Below are 22,264 nucleotides of genomic sequence, written 5' to 3'. Positions count from 1 at the left end.
TAATCCCCCGAAGGCGGGCGAGGGGAGGGTGCGATGCGCTTGGGCGTGATGCTGCCATTCGGCGATATCGGCGGCGAGCCGGGGGTGGTGCGGGACTTCGCCCTGGAGGCGGAGGCCATCGGCTACACCAATCTCGGCCTCGCCGACCATGTGCTCGGCGTCAACGTGGCGAGCCGCCCGGACTGGGGCGACCGCAACACCTCGGCCGACCTGTTCCACGACCCTTTCGTCTGCTTCGGCTTCCTCGCGGGCCTCTGCCGGCCGACGACCGAGTTCTCCACCCAGGTGCTGATCCTGGCGCAGCGCCAGGCGGTGCTGGTGGCGAAGCAGGCGGCGAGCCTCGATCTGCTCTGCGGCGGGCGGTTCCGCCTCGGCGTGGGCGTCGGGTGGAACCCGGTGGAGTTCACCGGGCTCAACGAGAACTTCTCCAACCGCGGGCGGCGCAGCGCGGAGCAGGTCGAGGTGATGCAGCGCCTTTGGGCGGAGCCGCATGTCAGCTTCGAGGGGCGCTGGCACCGGATCGACGATGCCGGGATCAATCCGATGCCCGTCAACCGGCGCATCCCGGTCTGGTTCGGCGGGCATGTGGAGCAGACGCTGGAGCGGATCGCGGCCCTCGGCGACGGCTGGATCATGAATGCCTATCCGCCGGGGGCGGAGGTCGAGGGCGAACTTGCCAAGCTGCGGCGGCTGACCGAGGCGGCGGGGCGGGACCCGGCCTCGGTCGGTCTCGAGGTTTGGGTCTCGGGCGGTGTGGGCGGCGAGGCGGAGTGGCGCCGGGAGGCGGCCTACTGGAAGGCGCAGGGGGCGACGCATCTCACTCTCACCAACACCTTCGGGCGGCGGCACCACAAGCGGATCGCCGGGCGGGGCGTTGCCGACCATCTGGCGGTGATGCGGCGCTACCAGGCGGCGGTGGCCGATCTGCTGTGAGGCTCCGGCTGGTCGCGGCGCTGCTGCTGCTGGGCTTCGGCGCCGGGGCGCAGGAGTTGCGCGGCCATGGCGGGCCGGTGCGGGCGCTGGCCGTCCTACCGGATGGTCTGGCTTCGGCGGGTTTCGATCAGGCGGTGATCCTCTGGGACCCGGAGCGGGCACGGGCGCGGCGGGTGATCCGCTGGCATGGCGGGGCTGTGAATGCCCTCGCCGCGCTGCCGGGGGGTGGCCTGGCCAGCGCGGGTGAGGATGGGCGGATCGCCCTCTGGCCGCCGGGCGGGGCGGCGCAGCCGGGGCAGGTGCTGGAGGGGCACGGAGCGCCCGTCGCGGCGCTGGCGGCGGCGCCGGATGGGATGCTGGGCAGCGCCGGCTGGGATGGGATGGTTCGCCTTTGGTCCGCCGACGGGACGGCGCGGGTGTTGGAGGGGCATCAGGGGCCGGTCAACGGCATCGCATGGACAGGCACGCGCTGGGCAAGCGCCGGCTATGACGGGACGGTTCGGACCTGGGATGGCCAGGGTGGGCAGGTGCTCGCCGAATTCGGTCTGCCGCAGCATGCGCTCCTTGCCCTGCCCGGCGGCGGGCTGGCCGCGGGCGGGGCGGATGGCATCGTCCGGCTGATCGGCGTCGATGGCGCGGTGCGGGAATGGGCCGCAGGCAGCCGGCCGGTGGTGGCGCTGGCAGCCGGCGGCGGGCGGCTGGCGGCGGCCTCGCTCGGCGGGAACGTCACCCTCTGGTCCCTCGCCGAAGGGCGCCTCCTCGCCACGCTGGAGGGGCCGGGCCTGCCGGTCTGGTCGGTCGCCTTCGCCGCGGATGGGCGGACGCTCTGGACCGGCGGGCAGGACCGGGTGGTGCGGCACTGGGATGCGGCGACCGGGGCGCCGCTCGGGCCGCTCGCCCCGGTCGCCGAGGAGGCGCTGCCGGCAGGGGGCGACCCGGAAGGCGCGCGGGTCTTCGGGGCTTGCCGCGCCTGCCATGCGCTCTCGGCCGATTCGGGGCCGATGGCGGGACCGAGCCTGCACGGCATCTTCGGCCGGCAGATGGGAAGCCTGCCGGGCTATCCCTACTCGCCACGCCTGGCCCGAGGGGACATCACCTGGACGCCGGAAACGGTGGCCGACCTCTTCACCCGCGGGCCGGATGTGGTGACGCCGGGGACGACCATGCCGGTGCAGCGCCTCGGCGACCCGGCGGCGATGGCGGCGCTGATCCGGTTCTTGGAGGTCGCTACCGCCGATCGGCCCGCCCGGTAGTGCGGCCCTGCGCATCATAGGCGCGCCAACTCCCGCCCCGGTCCTCGATCCGGCCGGTGCTGCGCCCCTCGGCGTCGTAGAGGCGGGTCGTGCCGCCATGGGTTTCGGCCCGGCCGGTCGAGCGGCCCAAGGCGTCGTAGCTGCGGCCGCCCTCGGCCCGGCCCGTGCTTCGCCCCTGTGCGTCGTAGAAGCGCGTGGCGTCTCCCCTCGCTTCGGCCCGCCCGGCGGAGCGGCCCTGGGCATCATAGAAGCGGGTGACGCCGCCGCGGGTCTCGGCACGACCGGTGGAGCGCCCCTGGGCGTCGTAGAAGCGCTCGGTTTGCGCTGCGGCGCCGGTGGCGAAGCAGAGGAGAAGCAGGAGGAGGCGGGCCATCGCGCCATGCTGCACCAGGCCCATGGCCGGATCAGGGCAGCAGGCGGGCGATCGTTACCTCCCGCATATCGCGGTCCTCCAGCTCGCGCGTCACCGGCACGGCGAAGCGCGCCATCTCCGCCAGCCCCTCACGCGGGACATAGGCGCGGCCGGGATCGGCGAGCCAGACTTCCGCGCCCGCCGCCGCCATGGCGCGCAGCCAGGGGAGGATATGGGCGGTCATCGGCGCCTCGTAGCAGACATCGCCGGCGAGGATGAGGTCCCAGCGGCAGGGGGCGCCGACCACGTCGCCGTCGAGGGCGGTGACGGCGGCGCCGTTCAGCGCGGCGTTCAGGCGGATGGCGGCGATGGCGATCGGGTCGATCTCTGCCGCCTCGACCATCGCCGCGCCGGCCCGCGCCGCGGCAATGGCGGCGAGGCCGCAGCCGGCGGCGAAGTCCAGCACGCGGCGGGCGGTGGCATGATGCGGGGCATCGAGGATCAGCCGGGCCATGGCCTGGCTGCCGGGCCAGGCGAAGGCCCAGAAGGGCGGCTCGATCCCCTCCCGCGCCAGCCATGCCTCGGTCGCCTGCCAGATCGGCGTGATCTCGGTGGCGAGGTGGAGGCTGATTTCCGGCACCAGGGCCGGGGCGGCGATGGCGGTATGGGCGCGGAGGAAGGCCTCGGCGTCGCTCACAGCCGGCCGATCAGGAAGGCGAGGGCGACGGCGAGCCCGGCCTCCCGATTCGCCTTGAAGAGGCGGAGGCATAGGGCCGGGTCGTGGATGTCGAGTCGGGCGACCTGCCGGGCCAGCAGCGCGGCCGGCAGGAGCAGGGCAGGCAGGTAGAGCCAGCCGAGGCCGCCGACCCAGCCGGCGAGCGCCAGCAGCACCAGCATCGCGGCATAGCAGGCGGCGAGGAAGGGCCGCGTCCGCTCGCCCCAGCGCAGCGCGGTGCTGCCGATGCCGACCATGGCGTCGTCCTCGCGGTCCTGATGGGCGTAGATCGTGTCGTAGCCGAGAATCCAGCAGAAGGCGGCGGCCCAGAGGATCAGCGCCACCGCATCGACGCGCCCGGTCGCGGCGGCGATGCCCTCCGGCGCGGCCCAGGAGAAGGTGAGGCCGAGCATCGCCTGCGGCCAGTTCGTCACCCGCTTGGCGAGCGGGTAGAGCAGGATCGGCAGCAGCGAGCAGACCCCGAGCAGGATCGCCGTGCCGTTCAGCTGCAGCAGCACGGCGAGGCCGATGCAGCAGAGCACGGCGAGGAAGACCAGGGCCTGGAAGGGCGTCACCGTCCCGGCGGCGAGCGGGCGGCCGCGGGTGCGCTCCACGCGACGGTCGATGTCGCGGTCCCAGAGGTCGTTCACCACGCAACCGGCGCCGCGCATGGCGACCGCGCCGATGCCGAAGAGGAGCGCAAGGCGCAGCCCCTCCGCCCAGCCCGGCGCGGCGAGGGCGAAGGCCCAAAGGCCAGGCAGGAAGAGCAGCCAGGAGCCGATCGGCCGGTCGAAGCGGGCCAGCAGCGCATAGGGTCGCCAGCCCTGTGGCAGGCGGGCGACCCAGCCCTGCGCCTCGATGTCGGTGAAGCCTTGCATGCGCCCTCTGTTCCAGCGAAAGGGCGCCATGTCCATCCCGCGGCTCTACCTGGATCAACCGCTCGAGGCCGGGCGCGAGGTGCCCGCCACTTCGGGCCAGGCGCACTATCTCGGCAGCGTCATGCGGCGCGGCCCCGGCGATGCCGTGCTGCTGTTCAACGGCCGCGACGGCGAGTGGGAGGGGCGCATCGCTGCCATCCGCCGCGACCGCTGCACCCTGGCCCCCGAGCGGCAGGCACGGCCGCAGGTGCCGCAGGCCGATACCCGGCTGCTGGTCGCCGCGCTCAAGCGGGACGCCATGGAATGGGTGGTGGAGAAGGCGACGGAGCTCGGCATCGGCCTGATCCAGCCGGTGCTCACGCGGCGGAGCGTGGCGGACCGGGTGAACACAACACGGTTAGCCGCCATCGCCCAGGAGGCGGCGGAGCAATGCGAGCGGCTCGGCCTGCCTAAGGTCGAGCCGGCCCGCCCCTTGCCGGCGGTGCTTGATGCATGGGATGGGATACCCCTGCTCGTCGGCGCCGAGCGGCGGAAAAGCCCGTCCCTCGGTCGTGTCGCCCAGGGGATGCACGCCCCCTGGGCGTGGCTCGTCGGGCCGGAGGGCGGGTTCGAACGGGTGGAGCTTGACGATCTGGCGCGGCGCGCCTTTGTTTCGACCGCCAGCCTCGGCCCCCGCATCCTGCGGGCGGAGACGGCGGCGGTCACGGGCCTCGCGCTTCTCCAGGCGCTGGCCGGCGACTGGGACGATCAACCGATTTCCACTGACGATGGGGCATTGGGCAACTCCGCCCGGGCCGGGACATGACGGAAGGCGAGGATGTCCAATCCTGGCGAAGCGGACCTGACGCCCATCACCGACCGGCGGCAGCTGGCCGAGTGGTTCGCCGCCGGCAGCAAGCCGCGCGGCGAATGGACGGTGGGGACCGAGCACGAGAAATTCGGCTTCACCCGAACCGGCTTCGTGAGTCCGGGCTATGACGGGGAGGGCGGCATCCGCGCCATCCTCGAAGGGTTGGCTGCGCTCGGCTGGGAGCCGATCCTCGACGACGGCAAGCCGATCGGGCTGAAGCGGGGCGGCGCCTCGATCAGCCTGGAGCCGGCGGGGCAGCTGGAGCTTTCCGGCGGGTTGCAGGCCGACCTGCATGCGACGCATCTGGAACTCGAGGCGCATCTGCGAGAGGTGCATCAGGTGGCCGGACCGATGGGCGTCGGCTTCGCCGCGCTCGGCTTCCACCCGACGCATTCGCGCGCCGAGATGCCGTGGATGCCGAAAGGCCGCTACGCCATCATGCGGCGCTACATGCCGACGGTGGGCTCGCTCGGCCTCGACATGATGCAACGCACCTGCACGGTGCAGGCCAATCTCGACTATGGCGACGAGGCCGACATGGTCGAGAAGCTGCGTGTGTCGCTGGCCCTGCAGCCGGTGGCGACGGCGCTCTTCGCCAACTCGCCCTTCACCGAGGGGCGGCCGAACGGCTTCCGCAGCATGCGGGCGCAGGTCTGGACCGATACCGACGGGGCACGCACCGGCATCCCCGGCGTGGTCTTCGAGCAGGGCTTCGGCTTCGAGCGCTTCGCCGACTGGCTGCTCGACGTGCCGATGTATTTCGTCATGCGCGAGGGGCGCTGGCTGGATGCGGCGGGCGCCAGCTTCCGCGACTTCCTCGACGGAAGGCTCGGCATCCTGCCGGGCGAGCGGGCGACGGTGGGCGACTTCGCCGACCATGTGACGACGGCCTTCACCGATGTGCGGCTGAAGCGCTTCCTCGAGATGCGTGGCTCCGATGTCGGGGGGCCTGGGATGATTGTGGCGCAGGCGGCGCTCTGGGTCGGGCTGATCTACGACGACGCGGCGCAGAAGGCGGCCGCGGCGCTGATCCGCGACTGGTCTTTGGAGGAGATCCGCGCGCTGCGGGCGGCGGTGCCGCGCGAGGCGCTGACGGCCGGCATCCGCGGCCGGCGCGTGCGGGAGGTGGCGCTCGACGTGCTCGCCATCGCGCGGGACGGGCTGCGGGCGCGGGGGCTCGGCGAAGAGGTCTACCTGGCGCCGCTCGACGAGATCGCGGCGAGCGGACTGACCCAGGCGGACCGGCTGCTTCATCTCTATGAGCGGGCTTGGGGCGGCGATGCGGCGCGGGCGCTGCTGCATGCGGAGATCTGAGGCGGAACCTGTCTGTCCAGTTGCGGTTTCCGCTCTGACAGGCGGGAGGTGCGGGCGATGGACGGGGCGCTGATACGGCAGGTGGCGGTGCCGCGGGGCGGGCGCGAGCGGGATATCGGCCTCGGCCTGCTGGTGACGGGCGGGGCGGTACTGGCCTCGGCGCTGTTCTCGGCGCGCTACTCGCCCTCGCCGGTGCATGGACGCATCCGGCGCGACTACGAGCGGCTGGAGAAGCCACCCTTCAACCCGCCCGATCCGGCCTTCGCCATCTGGGGGCCGCTCTATGCGCTGCTGACGCTCTCCGGGCTGCGGATCTGGACGGCGCCGCGCGGGCCGGCGCGGGAGCGGGCGCTCGGCCACTGGTTTGGCATCCAGGTGCTAAACGCGCTCTGGCTCTGGCTCGGCTTCGGCGAGCGGCGACTAGGGGCGGCGACGGTGGAGGCCGGGGTGACGGTCGCCAATGCCGTCGCCTATGTCGATGCGGCCCGGCGGGTCGATCCGGCCTCGGCCTGGATGGCGGCGCCCTATGCCGCCTGGATCGGCTTCGCGGCGCTGCTCAGCGAGGAGCTGTGGCGGCGGAATCGCTGACAGGCTTCGCCATGAAGACGCGGCTGAAGCCCTTCTGCACCTCGCGCCCGGTCTCGGCATAGCCGCGGCGGGCGTAGAGGGCGATGTTCGTCTCCATCAGCACATTAGTGTAGAGCCGCACCTCCGGAAGACCCCGCCGCGCCGCCTCGGCCTCGACGAAATCGAGCAGCACCCGTCCCTCGCCGCGGCCCTGGCGTCCAGGGTCGACGGCGATGTTGTCGAGCAGCAGGTGGTCCGGGTGCTGCTCGATGACGACGAGCGCGACCGGCGCACCCGCCTCCTCCAGCACCCAGGCCTCGCCGGCGGCGATGCGGGCGGCGTAGTCGTCCTCCATCGGCATCGGGCGGCGGCCGACGACCGCCACCCAAGGGCCGTAGGCCCGCTCGACGATAGCGGCCAGGACCGGCGCCTCCTCGGGCCGGGCCGGGCGGATGCTCATACGGCGGTGCCGCCGACCGTGAGGCCGGCGAGCTTCAGCGTCGGCTGGCCGACGCCGACGGGAACGCCCTGGCCCTGCTTGCCGCAGGTGCCGATGCCCGGGTCGAGCGCCATGTCGTTGCCGACCATCGTCACCTTGGTGAGGCTGTCAGGGCCGTTGCCGATCAGCGTCGCGCCCTTCACCGGGGCGCCTATCTTGCCGTCCTCGACCATGTAGGCCTCGGAGGCGGAGAAGACGAACTTGCCGCTGGTGATGTCCACCTGGCCGCCACCGAAGTTCACCGCGTAGAGGCCGCGCTTCACGCTGCGGAGGATTTCCTCCGGCGCATGCTCGCCACCCAGCATCACCGTGTTGGTCATGCGCGGCATGGGGATATGGGCGTAGCTTTGCCGCCGGCCGTTGCCGGTGGAGGCGACGCCCATCAGCCGCGCATTCTGCCGGTCTTGCAAGAAGCCCGTCAGGATGCCGTCCTCGATCAGCACGGTGCGGTTGGAGGGCGTGCCCTCGTCATCGACGGTGAGGCTGCCGCGGCGGTCGGGCATGGTGCCGTCATCGATGACGGTGACGCCCGGGGCGGCGATGCGCTGGCCGAGCAGGCCGGCGAAGGCCGAGGTCTTCTTGCGGTTGAAGTCGCCCTCCAGCCCGTGCCCGATCGCCTCGTGCAGCAGGATGCCGGGCCAGCCCGGGCCGAGCACCACCTCCATCTCGCCGGCTGGGGCCGGGACGCTGTCGAGGTTGACGAGGGCCTGGCGCAGCGCCTCGTCCACCGCCGCCTGCCAGACCGGGGCGGCGAGGATGCGGGCATAGTCGAAGCGGCCACCGAGGCCGTGGCTGCCGGTCTCCCGCCGCCCGTCCTGCTCCACCACCACGGCGACGTTGAGGCGGACGAGCGGGCGGATATCGGCGACGCGTGTGCCGTCCGGGCGGATGATCTGCACCGCCTGCCACTCGCCGAAGATGGAGGCCATCACCTGCGCGACGCGCGGGTCGCGGCCGCGGGCGAAGGCGTCGATCTCGCCGAGGAGCGCGGTCTTGGCGCCGAAATCGAGCAGCGCCAGCGGATTGCCGTCGGCATACAGCCGGGCATTGGTGGAGCGCGGGGCGAGGTCGAGCGTGCCGGAATGGCCGTGGCGGACGGCGCCGACCGTCTCCGCCGCGCGCTTCAGCGCGGCCTCGGACAGCTCGCCGGAATGGGCATAGCCGGCCGCCTCGCCGGCCACGGCACGCAGGCCGAAGCCGCGGGTGGCGTCGAAGGTGGCGGAGCGGATGCGGCCATCGTCGAGCGAGATGCCCTCGCTCTCGCGGTATTCGAGGAAGAGTTCGCCATCATCGGCGCCGGCCAGCGCCTCGCGGACCAGGCGCTCGGCGCCGGCGCGGTCGAGGCCCGCCTCGGCGAAGAACAGGCGGTCGGTGACCGAAAGCGGCGTGTCGAGCGGCATAGTGGGGGCTCCTAGAGCGTGATCGCCGGACCGGAGGCGTCGATCACACGATGAAAACACGAGGTTCAGACGGCCAGGTCGGCCAGCAGGCGGTTCTTCGGGAAGCGCAGCAAGGCGATGGTGCCCTGGCCGGGCTTGCTCTCCAGGGTGAGGGTGGCACCCTGCGCCTCGGCCAGCGCCCTCGACAGATATAGGCCGAGGCCGGAGCCGGGGAAGCGCCGCGACAATGAGGAATCGAGCTGGGTGAAGGGTTCGAAGGCGCGCGGGATGTCGGCCGCGGCGATGCCGATGCCGGTGTCGCTGACCTTCAGCACCAGGTCGCCCTCGGGCGCGATCTCGGCGCCGAGGGTCACGCTGCCGCCGGAAGGGGTGAACTTCACCGCATTGGCGAGGAGGTTCAGCAGCACCTGGCGCAGGCGCAGCTCGTCGGCGCGGAGCAGGGGCAGGCGCTGCGGCAGCGCGGCGCCGAGGGCGACGCCGGTCGTCGTCGCCGTCGCCTGCATCATCTGCACCGCACCCTCGGCCAGCGGCAGCACCGCCACATGGCCCTCGGTGATCTGGAAGCCGGTCGTCTCCGAACGGGTGACGTCGAGGATGTCGTCGATCAGCGAGAGCAGGTGCCGTCCGGCCTCATGGATCGACTGCACGTAGTCGAGCCGGCGGGCCGGGTCGCTGTCGATCAGATAGGCCTCGGAGAAGCCGATGACGGCGTTGAGCGGCGTCCGCAGCTCGTGGCTCATGGTGGCGAGGAAGCGGGACTTGGCGCGGTTGGCCGCCTCGGCCGCGTCGCGGGCGCGCTCCAGCTCGGCACGGGCGCGCAGCTCGTCCGTGGTGTCGCGGTAGCTGCGGATGTAGCCGACGCCGCCGACGCCGTCGGTGGTGATCTCGATCTTCCGCCCGTTGAGCGTCCGGAGATGGGTGGACGGCACCGCCCAGGGCCGGTCCTGCGGCACCATCGCTAGGGCGTCGGCGAAGGCGGCCGGGTCGAGGTCGCCGTTGTCGGCCTGCAACTGGATCAGCGCCTGGATCGGCTGGCCGGGCCAGATCGCGTCCGGCGGCAGGCCGTTCAGCGTGGCGGCGATGCCGTTGGCGGCGACGACGCGCCCGCCCATGTCGAAGAGGATGATGCCCTGGCGGCTGTTGTCCAGCATGGCCTGGAGGATGGCGGCGCGGCTGCGCGCCTCCTCCTCCGCCCGGACCAGGGGGGTGATGTCGGCGGTGGTGACGACGAAGCCGCCGCCCGGCGTCGGGTCGGACGTGACCTCGATGATGTGGCCATCGGCGGTCGGGCGGGTGTAGCGGGAGGGCAGGCTGCGATCCATGTCGAGGGCGAGCTGCGCCGCCCGCGCGCCGCTCTCGCCGCCGACCCCGTGGGCGAGCTGGTCCTCCACCAGCTCCTCGATGCTGCGGCCGGGGCGGAGGGTGCCCGGCGAGTAGCTGCCGAATTCGGCGGCGAGGGCATTGGCGGCGATCACCCTGCGGTCCGGACCGTAGTAGCAGATGCCGTGGCGGGTATTCTCCAGCATCACCTGCAGGACCCCGGCCCGCTCCCGCGCCGCGGCCTCGGCGCGGGTGAGCGCGGTGATGTCGGTATAGGTGGTGACGAAGCCGCCCTCCGGCGTCGGGTTGGTGGTGACCTCGATCACCCGGCCATCCGCGCCGGGCCGGACGAAGCGGAGCGGGCGGCTGTAGTCGTCCGCGACGATCCGCGGGATCTCCCCGGGATCGAGCAGGCCGGCGGCGGCGATGTCCGCGACCACCTCGCTCCAGGTGCGGCCCGGCTCGAAGGCGGCCGGGTCGAGCCCGTTGAGGCAGGCGGCAAGCAGGTTGGCGGTCACCAGCCGGTGTTCCCGGTCGAACAGCGCGATGCCGTGCAGCATGCTGTCCATCATGAGCTGGATCTGGGCGCCGCGGGCGGCGGCAGCGGCCTGCGCCTCCAGCAGCTCGGTCACGTCGGAATGGGTGACGACGAAGCCGCCATTCGGCGCCGGGTTGGAGGAAATCTCGACCAGCCGGCCGCCGCCGGTGCGGCGCAGGTAGCGGTCCGGCTTGCTGCGATCGAGGTGGATCCGGGCCTCCTTGATCGCCGCGGTCTCCTCGGCGGTGCCGAAGGAGCCGACGACGGCACTGCGGTCCACGATGTCCTCGAGCGAATCGCCGGGCCGCAGCGGCACGCGGCCGTCTTCGCCGACCAGTTCCTCGGCCAGGCGGTTGCAGGCGATCAGCCGGCGGTCCGGGCCGAAATAGGAGATGCCGTGCCGGATGTTGTCGAGCATCAGCTGCAGCGTCGCGGCGCGGTCGGAGGATTCGGCCTTGGCCTCCTCCAGGGCGGTCACGTCGGACTGGGTGATGACGAAGCCGCCATCGGGCGTCGGGTCGCTGGCGATGTCGATCACCCGGCCGTCCTGCATGCGGCGCTGGATCCGGGCCGGCTGGGAGCGGTCGCGGCCGAGCGCCGTGGCGTAGCGCCGGCTCGCCTCCGGCTCCGGGCCGAAATGGCCGAGGGCGTACTGCTCGCGGAGGATGTCGTCGAACGGGGTCCCGGTGCGCCCGGGCAGGCCGGGCAGGCCGTGATGCGGCCCGGCCAGGCGGTTGGCGAGGATCAGCCGGCGGTCCGGCCCGTAGAGGGCGATGCCGTGGCGCACGCTGTCGAGCGTGACCTGGAGGTCGCGGGCACGCCGCCTGGCCTCGGCCTCCGCCTCGGCGCGGGCGGTGATGTCGGTGAAGGTGACGACGAAGCCGCCATCGGGCGTCGGGTCGCTGAAGACCTCGACCACCTGGCCGTCCGGCATGTGCCGGGTGCGCCGCCAGGACTGGCCGCGGTCGGCCTCCAGCAGCCAGGCCAGGGTTTCGTCGCTTTCCGGCGGCGCGCCGTACATGCCGCGGGCATGCTGCCGGCGGAGCTGGTCGTCGAGGCTTGTGCCGGGCGCCAGCTCCTCGGCCGAGAGCCCGCCGATCTCGCTGGCCAGCCGGTTGGAGATGAGCAGCCGGCGGTCGGGGCCGAAAAGCATGAAGCCGTGCCGCATGGTGTCGAGCGCGGCGCGCAGCATGGCGGCGCGGGAATGCGCCTCCTGCTCCGCCTGGGCCAGGGGGGTGACGTCGGCGAAGGCGATGGAGAAGCCGCCATCCGGCATCGGGTCGGAATGGATCTCGATCAGGCGCCCGTCGCTGGTGCGGCGCATGTAGCGGTGGGGCTGGCGCCGGTCGAGCGCGAGCAGCCGCTCCAGCTCCCGCTCCGGCTCGGGGCCGAGGCCGCCGATCGCGGCCTGGCGGCGCAGGACGTCGAGCATGGACGTGCCGGGCGGCATCGGCCCATCGCCCTCGGGGAAGGGGAGGCTGCCCTGGCCGCTGCCGAGGCGCTTCACCGCGATCAGCCTGTGATCCGCATCGTAGAGGGCGATGCCGTGGCGGATGGCGTGCAGCATCGCCTCCTGCAGCTCGGCACGCTGGCGCAGCTCGGCCTCGGCGCGGGTCAGGGCGGTGATGTCGGTGATGGTGATGACGAAGCCGCCATCCGGCATGGGATCGGAAGCGACGTCGAGCATCCGCCCGTCCCGCGAGGGGCGGGTATGCCGCTGCGGTTTCGAGCGGTCGGCCGCAAGGGCCTGGGCAGCGTGCATCGCGTCGAGCGCCGGGTCACCGGAGGCGGAGGCTTCGCGCTGGGCGGCGATCAGCTCGCCGATGTGCCGGCCCGGCACCGCCATCCCGGCCGGAATGCCGGCCAGGTCGTTGACCAGCCGGTTGGCCGCCACCAATCGGCCCTCGGGGTCGAACAGGGCGACGCCGTGGCGCATGTTCTCGATCATGGCCTGGAGCGTGGCGGCACGCGCCTCGGCCGCCTTCTCCGCCTCGATCAGCGGCGTGACGTCGGACCAGGTGATGACGAAGCCGCCATCATGCGTCGGGTCGGAGCGGACATCGACGATGCGGCCGTCATGCAGCCGGCGGCGGAGAAGGCGCGGCAGGTTGCGGTCCTGGGCGGCCACGGCCTCCGGCTCCTCGCCGAACAGGCCGCGGGCGCGCTGGAGGGCGGCGATCCCGGCGGGGGTCGTGCCGGGCGGCATTTCCCCCGGGCGGAGGCCGGCCAGTTCGGCGGCGAGGTCATTGGCAACGATCAGCCGCTGGTCCGGGCCGAACAGGGCGATGCCATGCCGCATCGTCTCCTGCATGGTCTGGAGCAGCTCGGCACGCGCCCGCGAGGCGGCCTCGGCCTGGGCGATGGGGGTGATGTCGGTATAGGTGACGACATGGCCACCGGCGCCGTCGGGGCCGATGGGGTTGGAGACGACCTTGACGACCCGTCCGTTCGGCGTGGCGCGGGTGATCTCGTTGTAGCCGCCGGCCGGGCGCTGGAGCAGCCGGTCCCGCTCCGCCGCCGCCGCCTCGCCGCTGCCGAAGGTGCCGCGGGCATGCTGGAGGGCGATGAGTTCGGCACGGAGGCGGCCGGGGACCAGCTCCTCCGGTGCCAGGCCGGCGCTGGAGGCGGCGAGGGCGTTGGCGGCGAGGAGGCGGTCGTCCGGCCCGTAGATCAGGCAGCCATGCTGCATCGAGTCGAGCGCCGCGCTCAGCAGGGCGGCGCGGTCGCGGGCGGCCTGCTCGGCGCGGGCGCGGGCGGTGATGTCGCTGTAGGTGATGATGAAACCGCCACCCGGCGTCGGGTCTGAGGCGATCTCGAGCACGGTGCCGTCGGGGCGGGTACGGGTATAGCGCTGGGGGGCGCACCGGTCGAAGCTCCGCGCGGAGGCGATGCGCTCCTCGGTGGCCTCGGCATCGCCGAACTCGCCGGCGGCGGCCTGCGCCAGGACGATCGTCATGAGGCTGGCGCCGATCGGCAGCGTGTCGCCCGGGATGGCGCCAAGCCGGCGCGCCAGATCGTTCGCGGCCAACAGCCGGTCCTCGGCGTCGAACAGGGCGATGCCGTGCCGCATGCTGTCGAGCACCAGCCGGAGCAGGGCGCCCTGGTTGGCAGAGGGCACGATGGCGGCTTCGCCCTCGATCATGAAGCTCTCTCCGGAGCGCGGAGGCCATGCAGCGCCAGCAGCGCCGCGGTCAGCACCAGGACGGCCGTGGCCTGATGCAGCGTGCCGAGCCAGACCGGCACGGCATGCAGCACGGTGGCGATGCCGAGGACGTATTGCAGGGCCACCGCCCCGCCGAGGCCGAGGCAGGCGCGGCGGGCGAAGCCGGGCGGCAGGCGGCGCCAGCCGGCGAAGGCGGCGCCCAACGCGGCCAGCGCCGCGAGGCTCGCCAGCAGGCGATGGTTGAACTGCACCGTCGCCACATCGAGGGTGAGGTTGGCCCAGGCGGACTCCATCGGCCAGTAGCCCGGCGGCACCAGCTGCCCCTCCATCAGCGGGAAGGTGTTGTAGGCGAGCCCGGCCCGGTTGCCGGCGACGAAGCCGCCGGCGAGCATCGCCGCCACCAGCAGCCAGGCCGCGGCCTTGGCCTGGCGGCGGATGCTGCGGGTGGCGGGCGGGGCTTCAGCGGGGCGGGGACGCAGCAGGCTGAGGCCGGTCCAGGTCAGCGCCGCGAAGAGGCCGAGCGCCAGGCCGAGATGCATCACCAGCCGGTAGGGCGAGACGGTGGTGCGGTCCGCCTCGAAGCCGGAGGCGACCATGAACCAGCCGACCGCGCCTTGCAGGCCGCCCAGCACCAGCAGCAGCAGGAGGCGCCCCTTGTAACCCGCCGGGATGCGGCCGCGCAGCCAGAACCAGGCAAGGGGCAGCGCATAGGCGAGGCCGATCAGCCGGCCCCAGAGCCGGTGGGCCCATTCCAGCCAGAAGATCTGCTTGAAGCCCTCGATCCCGAAGCCCTGGTTGACGAGCTGGTATTGCGGGATGGTGCGGTAGAGGTCGTAGAGGCGTTGCCATTCGGCATCGGAAAGCGGCGGCAGGGTGCCGGAGAGCGGCGCCCATTCCATGATGGAAAGGCCTGAGCCGGTAAGGCGGGTGGCGCCGCCGAGGGCGACCATGACCCAGACCATGGCGGCCACGCCGAGCAGCCAGAGGCCGATGGCGCGGGGGGCTGCCCGGCTGCGGACCGGGCGCGTGGAGGGGGCATCGAAAGGCATTCCCTCAGTATAGGCGCGCAAGGCGGCAAGGACACCAATCGAACGCCACTTCAGCGAAACAATCGGCGCGGCTTGCGGCCTGCCTGCGTGGCTGCTACCGCAGCGGTGCGATGCAGACCGCCCCCGATGCGGCCGGTGCTCCGGCCGATACCCCCTCGGCGGCCCCGGCCAACCCTCCCCTGATCTCCGTCGTCATCCCGGTGCGCAACGAGGCGCCGAACATCGCCCCGCTCGTCGCCGAGATCGAGGCGGCGCTGGCCGGGCTGGCGCATGAGATCGTCTATGTCGACGACGGCTCGACCGATGGGACGCCGGCGGCGCTGCGCGAAGCGGCGGGCGCTGCGCCGCTGCGGCACCTGCGGCACCGGGCGAGTTGCGGGCAGTCGGCCGCCGTCATCACCGGGGTGAAGGCAGCGCGCGGCGCCTGGATCGCCACCCTCGACGGCGACGGGCAGAACGACCCGGCGGACATTCCCCGGCTGCTGGCGCGGGCGCAGGCCGAGATGCAGGGCAAGGCGGGGCCGGTCCTGGTGGCGGGACACCGGGTGACGCGGCGGGACAGCTGGGTGAAGCGCCGGTCCAGCCGCATCGCCAACCGCATCCGCGCCCGGCTGCTCGGCGATGCAACACCGGATACGGGGTGCGGGCTGAAAGTCTTCCCCCGCGCGCTCTTCCTCGACCTGCCGCATTTCGATCACATGCACCGCTTCCTGCCGGCGCTTGTGCTGCGCCAGGGTGGGGGGGTGGTGAGCGAGCCAGTGAACCATAGGCCGCGGGTGCGCGGGCGCTCCAACTACGGCACGCTGGACCGGCTGGCGGTGTCGATCTTCGACCTGTTCGGGGTTGCCTGGCTGCAGCGGCGCGGCTCCCGCCCCGTGGTCGAACCGGCGGTCGAGGAGTGAGCGAGCGGGGGCGGGCGGTCGCCAAGCTCCTCGTGCTGGCGGCGGGGCTGGTGGCGGCGGGGCTGCTGCTCCGGGCGCTCGGCGGGCTGCTCGGGACCGAGTGGGTGGACCGGACCATCCGCGGGCGGGGGCTCTGGGGGGAGGGCGTCTTCCTCCTTGTCGGGATGGCGGCGACGGCGGTGGGCATCCCTCGCCAGGGCGTCGCATTCCTCGGCGGCTATGCCTTCGGGGCGGTGGTGGGGACGGGGCTGGCGCTGCTGGCGCAGCTGCTCGGCTGCGCGGTTTCCTTCGCCTGGGCCAGGCTGGTCGGGCGGGGCTGGGCGGAGCGAAGGCTGGCCGGGCGGTTCGGGCGGCGGCTCAGGCCGCTGCGCGACCTCCTGGCGGCGAGTCCCTTCGATGCGACGCTGGCGCTGCGGCTGCTGCCGCTCGGCAACAACCTGGCGCTGAACCTGCTGGCGGGGATGGCGGGGGTCGCGGCGGTGCCTTTCCTTGCCGCCTCAGCGATCGGCTACCTGCCGCAGACGGTTGTCTTCGCCCTGCTCGGCAAGGGGGTGCGGGTGGACGGGGCCTGGCAGCTCGGGCTTTCGGCCGTGCTGTTGCTGGGCTCCGTCGCGATCGGCTTCGCCCTGCTCAGGCGGCACCGGGCGGGGCGGGCGCTGGAGGAGTAGCGCCCGTGGAAGCCGCTCAGTGGAGCACGAACTGGCCGTTGGCGAAGCGCAGCTCGGCTGGGCGGGTGAGGGCGGCGGAGGCGACGCGGACGGAGTGGAGCGGGCCCTCGATCTCGCGGCGCCAGAACTCCAGGAAACGGGAGAGCTCGGGAAAGGCGGGAGCGTGGTCGACCTTCTGCCAGACGAAGGTCTGGAGGACGCCCGGATGGTCCGGCATGTGGTAGAGGATCTCGGCGGTGGTCAGCCGCCAGTCGGGGATGCGGACGAAGCGCTCGAGGCTGTGCAGCACGCAAGGCGATCCTTCTCTTCGGTGCCAGCCGTTGCGGCCGGCGATTTCCTCCATTTCTGCAACGCCGAGCTTGCCACGTCTTTCCGGGTGGGTTGCAACAAAATTGTTGGATTTCAGGGGGTTGGCACTCGCACTCGGAGAGTGCTGCAAATCCCTTGACGCCCGCGCGAGCCTGCCCTAGATCGCTTGGCACTCCTCTGGGGTGAGTGCTAGCGGTCCTGCTGGCGCCTCCCGGCGGGGGGACCCATTCCAAGAGAATAGGCCAGGAGAGGACCGCATATGAGCTTCCGTCCCCTGCATGACCGCGTTCTCGTCCGTCGCGTGACGGCCGAGGAGAAGACCCGCGGCGGCATCATCATCCCCGACACCGCCAAGGAGAAGCCGCAGGAAGGCGAGGTTATCGCCGTCGGCTCCGGCACGCTGAACGACAAGGGCGAGCTCCGCGCGCTCGACGTGAAGGCCGGCGACCGCATCCTGTTCGGCAAGTGGTCGGGCACCGAGGTGAAGCTCGATGGCGAGGAGCTCCTCATCATGAAGGAGTCCGACATCATGGGCATCCTCGAGAACGCTTCCGTCGCGAAGGCCGCCTGAGCAACCGCTCCGGGGTCTGACACTCGTCAACACTGGCCGACGGGACCGCGCCGGGGCACTCAGCTCGGGCAGCGGCCGGACGCCGAACCAATGAGGTACATACATGGCTGCGAAGGACGTTAAGTTCGGCGCCAATGCGCGCGACCGCATGCTGCGCGGCGTGGACATCCTGGCCGACGCCGTGAAGGTGACGCTCGGTCCCAAGGGCCGCAACGTCGTCATCGACAAGAGCTTCGGCGCGCCGCGGATCACCAAGGACGGCGTGACCGTCGCCAAGGAGATCGAGCTGGCCGACAAGTTCGAGAACATGGGCGCGCAGATGGTGCGCGAAGTGGCCTCGAAGACCAACGACCTGGCCGGTGACGGCACCACCACCGCGACCGTGCTCGCCCAGGCGATCATCCGCGAGGGCGCCAAGGCCGTGGCCGCCGGCATGAACCCGATGGACCTGAAGCGCGGCATCGACAAGGCCGTCTCCTCCGTCGTGTCCGAGCTCGAGGCGAAGACCCGCAAGATCACCACCTCCGCCGAGGTCGCCCAGGTCGGCTCCATCTCCGCCAATGGCGAGACCGAGATCGGCGAGATGATCGCCCAGGCGATGGAGAAGGTCGGCAACGAGGGCGTCATCACGGTCGAGGAAGCGAAGAGCATCCAGACCGAGCTCGACGTCGTCGAGGGCATGCAGTTCGACCGCGGCTACGTCTCCCCGTATTTCATCACGAATGCGGAGAAGATGGTCGTCGAGATGGACAACCCCTACCTGCTGATCTTCGAGAAGAAGCTCAGCCAGCTGCAGCCGATGCTGCCGCTGCTCGAGGCGGTTGTGCAGTCCGGCCGTCCGCTCATCATCGTCGCCGAGGATGTCGAGGGCGAGGCGCTGGCCACCCTGGTCGTCAACAAGCTGCGCGGCGGCCTGAAGGTTGCGGCCGTGAAGGCGCCGGGCTTCGGCGATCGCCGCAAGGCGATGCTCGAGGACATCGCCATCCTGACCGGCGGTGAAGTGATCTCCGAGGATCTCGGCATCAAGCTCGAGAGCGTGACGCTCGCCCAGCTCGGCCGCGCCAAGACGGTGCGGATCGAGAAGGAGAACACCACGATCGTCGACGGCGCCGGCGAGAAGTCCGCGATCCAGGGCCGCGTCGAGCAGATCAAGGCGCAGATCGAGGAGACCACCTCGGACTACGACCGCGAGAAGCTGCAGGAGCGCCTGGCGAAGCTGGCCGGTGGCGTTGCCGTCATCCGCGTCGGCGGCTCGACCGAGGTCGAGGTGAAGGAGCGCAAGGACCGCGTCGACGACGCGCTGCATGCGACCCGCGCCGCGGTTCAGGAAGGCATCGTGCCGGGCGGCGGCGTGGCGCTGCTGCGCGCCTCGACCAACCTCGGCCACCTGAAGGGCCTGAACAACGACGAGCAGGTCGGCATCGAGATCGTCCGTCGCGCCATCCAGGCGCCGGCGAAGCAGATCGCCGAGAATGCCGGCAAGGACGGCGCGGTCGTCGCGGGTGAGGTGCTGCGCACCGACACCTATGTCTTCGGCTACGACGCCCAGAAGGACGAGTACAAGGACCTCGTCGCCGCCGGCATCATCGACCCGACCAAGGTCGTGCGCACGGCGCTGCAGGATGCGGCCTCGGTCGCCTCGCTGCTGATCACCACCGAAGCCATGGTGGCCGAGCGTCCGGAGCGCAAGGCTCCGGCCGGTGGTCCCCCGGGCGGCGGCATGGGCGGCATGGGCGACATGGACTTCTGATCGAGCCCGAAAGGCCGATCGGAGAGAGGGGGCGGGCCGCAGGGCCCGCCCCTTTTTCGTGTCGGTTCGGAGCCTTTCCTGTTCCGAATCCCTCACGATAACGCGTATGCGTGATCGTTGACTTCAACCGGTCGATCCGTGTCCACTCGCTGAGCCAGCAGTCCTTGGCCCGCCTTGCCGTGCCGTCCCGGAGCCCTCCGGCCGCCTTCAAGCGATCAAGCCTGGCGGTTTCGCATGGGCGATCCTCGCCCGTGCCCGATGCAAGGGAGGGCGCGTCGCAATGGCGATCGGCACCGTGAAATGGTTCAACGCAACCAAAGGGTTCGGCTTCATCGTGCCGCAGGATGGCGGCAAGGATGTCTTCGTCCACATCACCGCCGTGCAGAAAGCCGGCCTACAGGGTCTCAACGAGAATCAGAAGATCAGCTACGAGGTCGTGATGGAGCGCGGCAAGGCCGCGGCGGCGAACCTCAAGCCGCTATAGGTCAATCCAGCCGCGTCCCGCCGCGGCGGACGGTCTCGGCATGGCGGCGGGGTTCTGCACCGGGATGGGTGGCCAGCCCCTCGGGCGGGCCACCAGGGGCAGCGAGGTCGGCCTCCTTCGCCGCACCGTGAGGCGGGGTCGCCCGGCAGGGCGATGGGTGTCGCCTCTTGCGGCCAGGAAGGTCATGCCGTCCTGAGCGCTGCGGGCCGCGGCAGTGGCGCCATTCTGCACCACCGCCCGCTGGCCCGGATGGCACGCCATGATGCGGGACAGGATCCCTGCCGTGCCGGCACCGCCGAGGGTCGACACGATGAGGCGCCCCGGGCTGTCGGGCCAGGTCCGTTGAAACTGGGCCTGAGCCCCAGCCCCGCGCCGCCGGACCTGCCGCCGTGTCCCGCTTCCCATTGCCCATGGGGCGCAGAGTAGCGTGGCGGCCCGGGCGGTGCGGGCTCAGGCGGCCTTGCTGTCCTCGACCCAGACGCGGCGGGCGCCCTGGCTTTCGAGGAAGCGCTGCGCCTCCGCCTTCTCCGCCTCGGTCTGCGCCTGGATGCCGAGGGAGGGGCCTGCCGACTTCGTCACCTCCTCCGGGCGATTGCCGCTGTCGGAGGGGCTGGCGGCGGCACCGGCCGTTTCGCCGACCGCGAGCGTCGCGGCGCCGGCGGCGGCGGCGGCCGCAACGGCAGGTAGGGCGGCGCCACCGGTGGCGATGACGATTCCGGCCGCCAGCATCGAGGTCGAGGCGGTGCCGATGCCGACGAAATTCTGCCGCAGGTTACGGGCGTCGGCGCCCTTCGGATTCTCGTCGGGGGTGATGACCTGGTCGTTGTCGGCGGGGCGCTCGCCCTGTGGCGCGGCGCGGGCCTGGAGCTCACGGAACCACGTCTCGGCCTGAAGCTTGGCCGTGGCACTGTCGAGCTTCTCGCGATCCTCGAATTCACCCCAGACGACCGGGCCGGCATGGGAGGTGTGGTCGTATTCGCCGGTCCACTGGCTGCTGTCGGCGACGATGGGCATGGGCTTTCCCCTTGCAAGGCTGGGCTGAGGGAACGCCGGCGGCGGGGCATTGTTCCGCGGCGGTGGCGCCGCCCGGAGCATCGGAAGGCGGCGCGCAGGCGGAGCGTGGCGATCGGGACCTGGCCCCGATCCGCATTGAAGCCGGGATTGACGATGGGCTGGACGTCGAGCGCGGCGCTCAGCCCAGGGGCGAGGGCGGCGTCGTAATAGGTCTCGGCCACCACCTCGGGGGCGTAGTTCAGGCGACCACCGCCCGAGGATGAAGCCGACGCCTCCGGCGGCGAGGAAGCGGCGCTGGGGGCCCTGCAGGCCGCCAACATTCGCGGCGAGGCCGATCGTGTCGCCCGGGCGTTGCCAGCGCCAGCCATCCAGCGAGATCCCGCCGAAGACCGACCAGTGCATCTCGGTGAACATGATGTTCTGCGGGCGGCCTTCATTCCAGCCGAGGCGAGCGAAGGCGCCGAGCGTGCCGGTGATCTGCTGGTCCCAGTTCAGCGCCGCCATCATCATGGTGCGATGGGCGCGCAGGTGGTCGGTGTCCTCCTTGCCCGCGAGGAGGACACGCGTCAGCCCGCCGTGCGGGCCGAGCGGCTGCGCGAGGCGCCGATCAGCATGCGGAGCGCGCCGGGCTCGGCGCCCTCGATCAGCGCGTCGATGTTGCGCTCGTAGATCGGGCCGGCGACGCCGCGCTGCGCCGCGGCCGGGGTGGCGGCGGCAAGCGGCAGCAGCGCGGCGAGGACGGCGAGCCAGGCGCGCCGCAAGGTCAGTAGCGGTCGGGGACGTAGAGCTCCGCCGGCAGGGTGCGCCGCTCGTAGTTCGGGTCGAAGACGCGCTCGGGCAGCGCGACCGGCTGGTGCGGCACCTCCTCGTAGGGGATCTGCGAGAGGAGATGCTGGATGCAATTCAGCCGCGCGCGCTTCTTGTCGTTGCCCTCGACGATGTACCACGGCGCCTCGGGGATGCTGGTGCGTTCGAACATCGCCTCCTTCGCCTTGGTGTATTGCTCCCAGCGGACGCGAGACTGCAGGTCCATCGGCGAGAGCTTCCACTGCTTGATCGGGTCGTGGATGCGCATGAGGAAGCGGAGCTGCTGCTCCTGGTCGGTGATGGAGAACCAGTACTTCACCAGGATGATGCCGGAGCGGACGAGCATGCGCTCGAACTCCGGCACGTCGCGGAAGAAGTCCTCGACCTGCGCCTCGCTGGCGAAGCCCATGACGCGCTCGACGCCGGCGCGGTTGTACCAGCTACGGTCGAACAGCACGACCTCGCCCGCGGCGGGCAGATGGGCGACATAGCGCTGGAAGTACCACTGCGTCCGCTCGCGGTCGGAGGGCGCGGGAAGCGCCACGACGCGGCAGATGCGCGGGTTGGTGCGCTGGGTGATGCGCTTGATGGCGCCGCCCTTGCCGGCGCTGTCGCGCCCCTCGAACAGCACCACCACCTTGAGGCCGCGATGGGCGACCCAGTCCTGCAGCTTCACCAGCTCGCCCTGCAGCCGCAGCAGCTCGCGGAAGTAGAGGCCGCGGTCGATGGTGCGAACCTGGCGGGATTGCAGCAGGTGGCGGACCTCCTCCGGGAGGCGGCGGTCGTCGATCTCCTGCTCCAGCTCCTCGTCGAAATCGTCCTCCAGCTCCGCCTGCAGCCAGGGCCGCATGGCTTCCTCACGATCCGGCATCCGCCTTTCTCCATTCGTCGGCGGGAGAATAGCCCAGGAAGGTTGCAGGCCTATGAC

Annotated in this window: 21 protein-coding genes and 1 pseudogene; 10 read left to right on the top strand and 12 right to left on the bottom strand. The window is 71.8% G+C overall.

Going from position 1 to position 22,264, the window contains the following annotated elements; genetic code table 11:
- Window positions 1-33 precede the first annotated feature (33 nt).
- Together LH62_RS02215 and LH62_RS02210 are read left to right on the top strand one after the other, a co-directional pair.
- Window positions 34-933 (top strand): LLM class F420-dependent oxidoreductase, encoded by a 900-nt coding sequence (locus LH62_RS02215; RefSeq protein ID WP_043358957.1) that lies wholly within the window; start codon window positions 34-36, stop codon window positions 931-933.
- On the top strand, window positions 930-2,186 hold the full coding sequence (locus LH62_RS02210; protein ID WP_043358955.1) for a hypothetical protein: 1,257 nt from the start codon (window positions 930-932) through the stop codon (window positions 2,184-2,186). Before LH62_RS02215 ends, LH62_RS02210 begins: the two co-directional genes overlap by 4 nt.
- Here LH62_RS02210 and LH62_RS02205 read toward each other — a convergent pair.
- From LH62_RS02205 to ubiA, 3 genes are read right to left on the bottom strand one after another with little or no spacing between them, the layout of a single operon-like run.
- Entirely contained in the window at window positions 2,161-2,559 is a 399-nt protein-coding gene (locus LH62_RS02205; RefSeq protein ID WP_236552450.1) for a type IV secretion protein Rhs, read from the bottom strand. The two genes, LH62_RS02210 and LH62_RS02205, sit on opposite strands and share 26 nt — an antisense overlap.
- 31 nt (window positions 2,560-2,590) lie before the next feature.
- Complete coding sequence (locus tag LH62_RS02200; protein ID WP_043358952.1) at window positions 2,591-3,235, bottom strand: methyltransferase; 645 nt, start codon at window positions 3,233-3,235, stop codon at window positions 2,591-2,593.
- Complete coding sequence (gene ubiA / locus LH62_RS02195; RefSeq protein WP_043358950.1) at window positions 3,232-4,131, bottom strand: 4-hydroxybenzoate octaprenyltransferase; 900 nt, start codon at window positions 4,129-4,131, stop codon at window positions 3,232-3,234. The genes LH62_RS02200 and ubiA overlap by 4 nt, the downstream gene beginning before the upstream one ends.
- Between ubiA and LH62_RS02190 the strand changes: the two genes are divergently transcribed.
- From LH62_RS02190 to LH62_RS02180, 3 genes are read left to right on the top strand one after another with little or no spacing between them, the layout of a single operon-like run.
- Entirely contained in the window at window positions 4,130-4,936 is an 807-nt protein-coding gene (locus LH62_RS02190) for a 16S rRNA (uracil(1498)-N(3))-methyltransferase (protein WP_236552449.1), read from the top strand. The two genes, ubiA and LH62_RS02190, sit on opposite strands and share 2 nt — an antisense overlap.
- A 12-nt stretch (window positions 4,937-4,948) precedes the next feature.
- Complete coding sequence (locus LH62_RS02185; protein ID WP_043358948.1) at window positions 4,949-6,295, top strand: glutamate--cysteine ligase; 1,347 nt, start codon at window positions 4,949-4,951, stop codon at window positions 6,293-6,295.
- 57 nt (window positions 6,296-6,352) lie between these two features.
- Window positions 6,353-6,883 (top strand): TspO/MBR family protein, encoded by a 531-nt coding sequence (locus LH62_RS02180; RefSeq protein WP_052213616.1) that lies wholly within the window; start codon window positions 6,353-6,355, stop codon window positions 6,881-6,883.
- On the opposite strand, the gene LH62_RS02175 is transcribed toward LH62_RS02180, so the two are convergent.
- The 4 genes from LH62_RS02175 to LH62_RS02160 form a co-directional block, all read right to left on the bottom strand.
- Window positions 6,852-7,322: a GNAT family N-acetyltransferase gene (locus LH62_RS02175; RefSeq protein WP_043358946.1), complete on the bottom strand. Its 471-nt coding sequence runs from the start codon at window positions 7,320-7,322 to the stop codon at window positions 6,852-6,854. The two genes, LH62_RS02180 and LH62_RS02175, sit on opposite strands and share 32 nt — an antisense overlap.
- Entirely contained in the window at window positions 7,319-8,761 is a 1,443-nt protein-coding gene (gene tldD, locus LH62_RS02170; RefSeq protein WP_043358944.1) for a metalloprotease TldD, read from the bottom strand. The genes LH62_RS02175 and tldD overlap by 4 nt, the downstream gene beginning before the upstream one ends.
- A 65-nt stretch (window positions 8,762-8,826) precedes the next feature.
- On the bottom strand, window positions 8,827-13,761 hold the full coding sequence (locus tag LH62_RS30105) for a PAS-domain containing protein (RefSeq protein WP_052213615.1): 4,935 nt from the start codon (window positions 13,759-13,761) through the stop codon (window positions 8,827-8,829).
- On the bottom strand, window positions 13,758-14,831 hold the full coding sequence (locus LH62_RS02160; RefSeq protein ID WP_043358942.1) for a COX15/CtaA family protein: 1,074 nt from the start codon (window positions 14,829-14,831) through the stop codon (window positions 13,758-13,760). The genes LH62_RS30105 and LH62_RS02160 overlap by 4 nt, the downstream gene beginning before the upstream one ends.
- Window positions 14,832-14,941: 110 nt before the next feature.
- Here LH62_RS02160 and LH62_RS02155 point away from each other — a divergent pair, with 110 nt between their 5' ends.
- Both LH62_RS02155 and LH62_RS02150 read left to right on the top strand, forming a co-directional pair.
- The gene (locus LH62_RS02155) at window positions 14,942-15,733 is read left to right on the top strand and encodes a glycosyltransferase family 2 protein (RefSeq protein ID WP_082012308.1); all 792 of its coding nucleotides are present in this window, start codon (window positions 14,942-14,944) and stop codon (window positions 15,731-15,733) included.
- A complete protein-coding gene (locus LH62_RS02150; RefSeq protein WP_043358941.1) occupies window positions 15,730-16,401 on the top strand; it encodes a TVP38/TMEM64 family protein in 672 nt (223 codons plus the stop codon). The genes LH62_RS02155 and LH62_RS02150 overlap by 4 nt, the downstream gene beginning before the upstream one ends.
- 16 nt (window positions 16,402-16,417) lie before the next feature.
- Here the strand turns inward: LH62_RS02150 and LH62_RS31765 are convergent, their stop codons facing one another.
- A complete protein-coding gene (locus tag LH62_RS31765) occupies window positions 16,418-16,690 on the bottom strand; it encodes an usg protein (protein WP_202833652.1) in 273 nt (90 codons plus the stop codon).
- A 279-nt stretch (window positions 16,691-16,969) separates the two neighbouring features.
- On the opposite strand from LH62_RS31765, the gene groES reads away from it, so the two are divergent.
- The 3 genes from groES (at window position 16,970) to LH62_RS02130 (ending at window position 19,515) form a co-directional block, all read left to right on the top strand.
- Entirely contained in the window at window positions 16,970-17,281 is a 312-nt protein-coding gene (groES, locus tag LH62_RS02140; RefSeq protein WP_043358940.1) for a co-chaperone GroES, read from the top strand.
- Between the two features lie 103 nt (window positions 17,282-17,384).
- Window positions 17,385-19,031, top strand: a complete 1,647-nt coding sequence (gene groL, locus LH62_RS02135; RefSeq protein WP_043358938.1) for a chaperonin GroEL — start codon at window positions 17,385-17,387, stop codon at window positions 19,029-19,031.
- A 280-nt stretch (window positions 19,032-19,311) separates the two neighbouring features.
- Complete coding sequence (locus LH62_RS02130) at window positions 19,312-19,515, top strand: cold-shock protein (protein ID WP_043337601.1); 204 nt, start codon at window positions 19,312-19,314, stop codon at window positions 19,513-19,515.
- 450 nt (window positions 19,516-19,965) lie between these two features.
- Here the strand turns inward: LH62_RS02130 and LH62_RS31760 are convergent, their stop codons facing one another.
- The 4 genes and pseudogenes from LH62_RS31760 to ppk2 all read right to left on the bottom strand — a co-directional run bounded on the left by LH62_RS31760 (window position 19,966) and on the right by ppk2 (window position 22,207).
- Window positions 19,966-20,529 (bottom strand): hypothetical protein, encoded by a 564-nt coding sequence (locus LH62_RS31760; protein ID WP_043358936.1) that lies wholly within the window; start codon window positions 20,527-20,529, stop codon window positions 19,966-19,968.
- A gap of 312 nt (window positions 20,530-20,841) precedes the next feature.
- Window positions 20,842-21,057: pseudogene (locus LH62_RS32600) on the bottom strand (carbohydrate porin); the annotation flags it as partial.
- A gap of 38 nt (window positions 21,058-21,095) precedes the next feature.
- Complete coding sequence (locus tag LH62_RS02120) at window positions 21,096-21,290, bottom strand: hypothetical protein (RefSeq protein WP_043358935.1); 195 nt, start codon at window positions 21,288-21,290, stop codon at window positions 21,096-21,098.
- Between the two features lie 2 nt (window positions 21,291-21,292).
- Window positions 21,293-22,207 carry a polyphosphate kinase 2 gene (ppk2, locus tag LH62_RS02115; protein WP_043358934.1) on the bottom strand — a complete coding sequence of 305 codons (915 nt, stop codon included), beginning with the start codon at window positions 22,205-22,207 and terminating at the stop codon, window positions 21,293-21,295.
- Window positions 22,208-22,264: the final 57 nt, after the last annotated feature.

Origin of the sequence: Belnapia sp. F-4-1 (assembly GCF_000802185.1) — a bacterium.
GTDB lineage: Bacteria > Pseudomonadota > Alphaproteobacteria > Acetobacterales > Acetobacteraceae > Belnapia.
Note: the sequence above shows the minus strand (reverse complement) of the source record. Positions and strands in the feature narration are given on the sequence as shown.

Bases quoted from the DNA above. Each gene is read 5' to 3' on its own strand.
- LH62_RS02215 (WP_043358957.1), top strand. From the start codon at position 34: ATGCGCTTGGGCGTGATGCTGCCATTCGGCGATATCGGCGGCGAGCCG.
- LH62_RS02205 (WP_236552450.1), bottom strand. From the start codon at position 2,559: ATGGCCCGCCTCCTCCTGCTTCTCCTCTGCTTCGCCACCGGCGCCGCA.
- LH62_RS02190 (WP_236552449.1), top strand. From the start codon at position 4,130: ATGCGCCCTCTGTTCCAGCGAAAGGGCGCCATGTCCATCCCGCGGCTC.
- ubiA (WP_043358950.1), bottom strand. From the start codon at position 4,131: ATGCAAGGCTTCACCGACATCGAGGCGCAGGGCTGGGTCGCCCGCCTG.
- LH62_RS02185 (WP_043358948.1), top strand. From the start codon at position 4,949: ATGTCCAATCCTGGCGAAGCGGACCTGACGCCCATCACCGACCGGCGG.
- LH62_RS02180 (WP_052213616.1), top strand. From the start codon at position 6,353: ATGGACGGGGCGCTGATACGGCAGGTGGCGGTGCCGCGGGGCGGGCGC.
- LH62_RS02175 (WP_043358946.1), bottom strand. From the start codon at position 7,322: ATGAGCATCCGCCCGGCCCGGCCCGAGGAGGCGCCGGTCCTGGCCGCT.
- tldD (WP_043358944.1), bottom strand. From the start codon at position 8,761: ATGCCGCTCGACACGCCGCTTTCGGTCACCGACCGCCTGTTCTTCGCC.
- LH62_RS30105 (WP_052213615.1), bottom strand. From the start codon at position 13,761: ATGATCGAGGGCGAAGCCGCCATCGTGCCCTCTGCCAACCAGGGCGCC.
- LH62_RS02160 (WP_043358942.1), bottom strand. From the start codon at position 14,831: ATGCCTTTCGATGCCCCCTCCACGCGCCCGGTCCGCAGCCGGGCAGCC.
- LH62_RS02155 (WP_082012308.1), top strand. From the start codon at position 14,942: ATGCAGACCGCCCCCGATGCGGCCGGTGCTCCGGCCGATACCCCCTCG.
- groES (WP_043358940.1), top strand. From the start codon at position 16,970: ATGAGCTTCCGTCCCCTGCATGACCGCGTTCTCGTCCGTCGCGTGACG.
- groL (WP_043358938.1), top strand. From the start codon at position 17,385: ATGGCTGCGAAGGACGTTAAGTTCGGCGCCAATGCGCGCGACCGCATG.
- LH62_RS02130 (WP_043337601.1), top strand. From the start codon at position 19,312: ATGGCGATCGGCACCGTGAAATGGTTCAACGCAACCAAAGGGTTCGGC.
- LH62_RS31760 (WP_043358936.1), bottom strand. From the start codon at position 20,529: ATGCCCATCGTCGCCGACAGCAGCCAGTGGACCGGCGAATACGACCAC.
- ppk2 (WP_043358934.1), bottom strand. From the start codon at position 22,207: ATGCCGGATCGTGAGGAAGCCATGCGGCCCTGGCTGCAGGCGGAGCTG.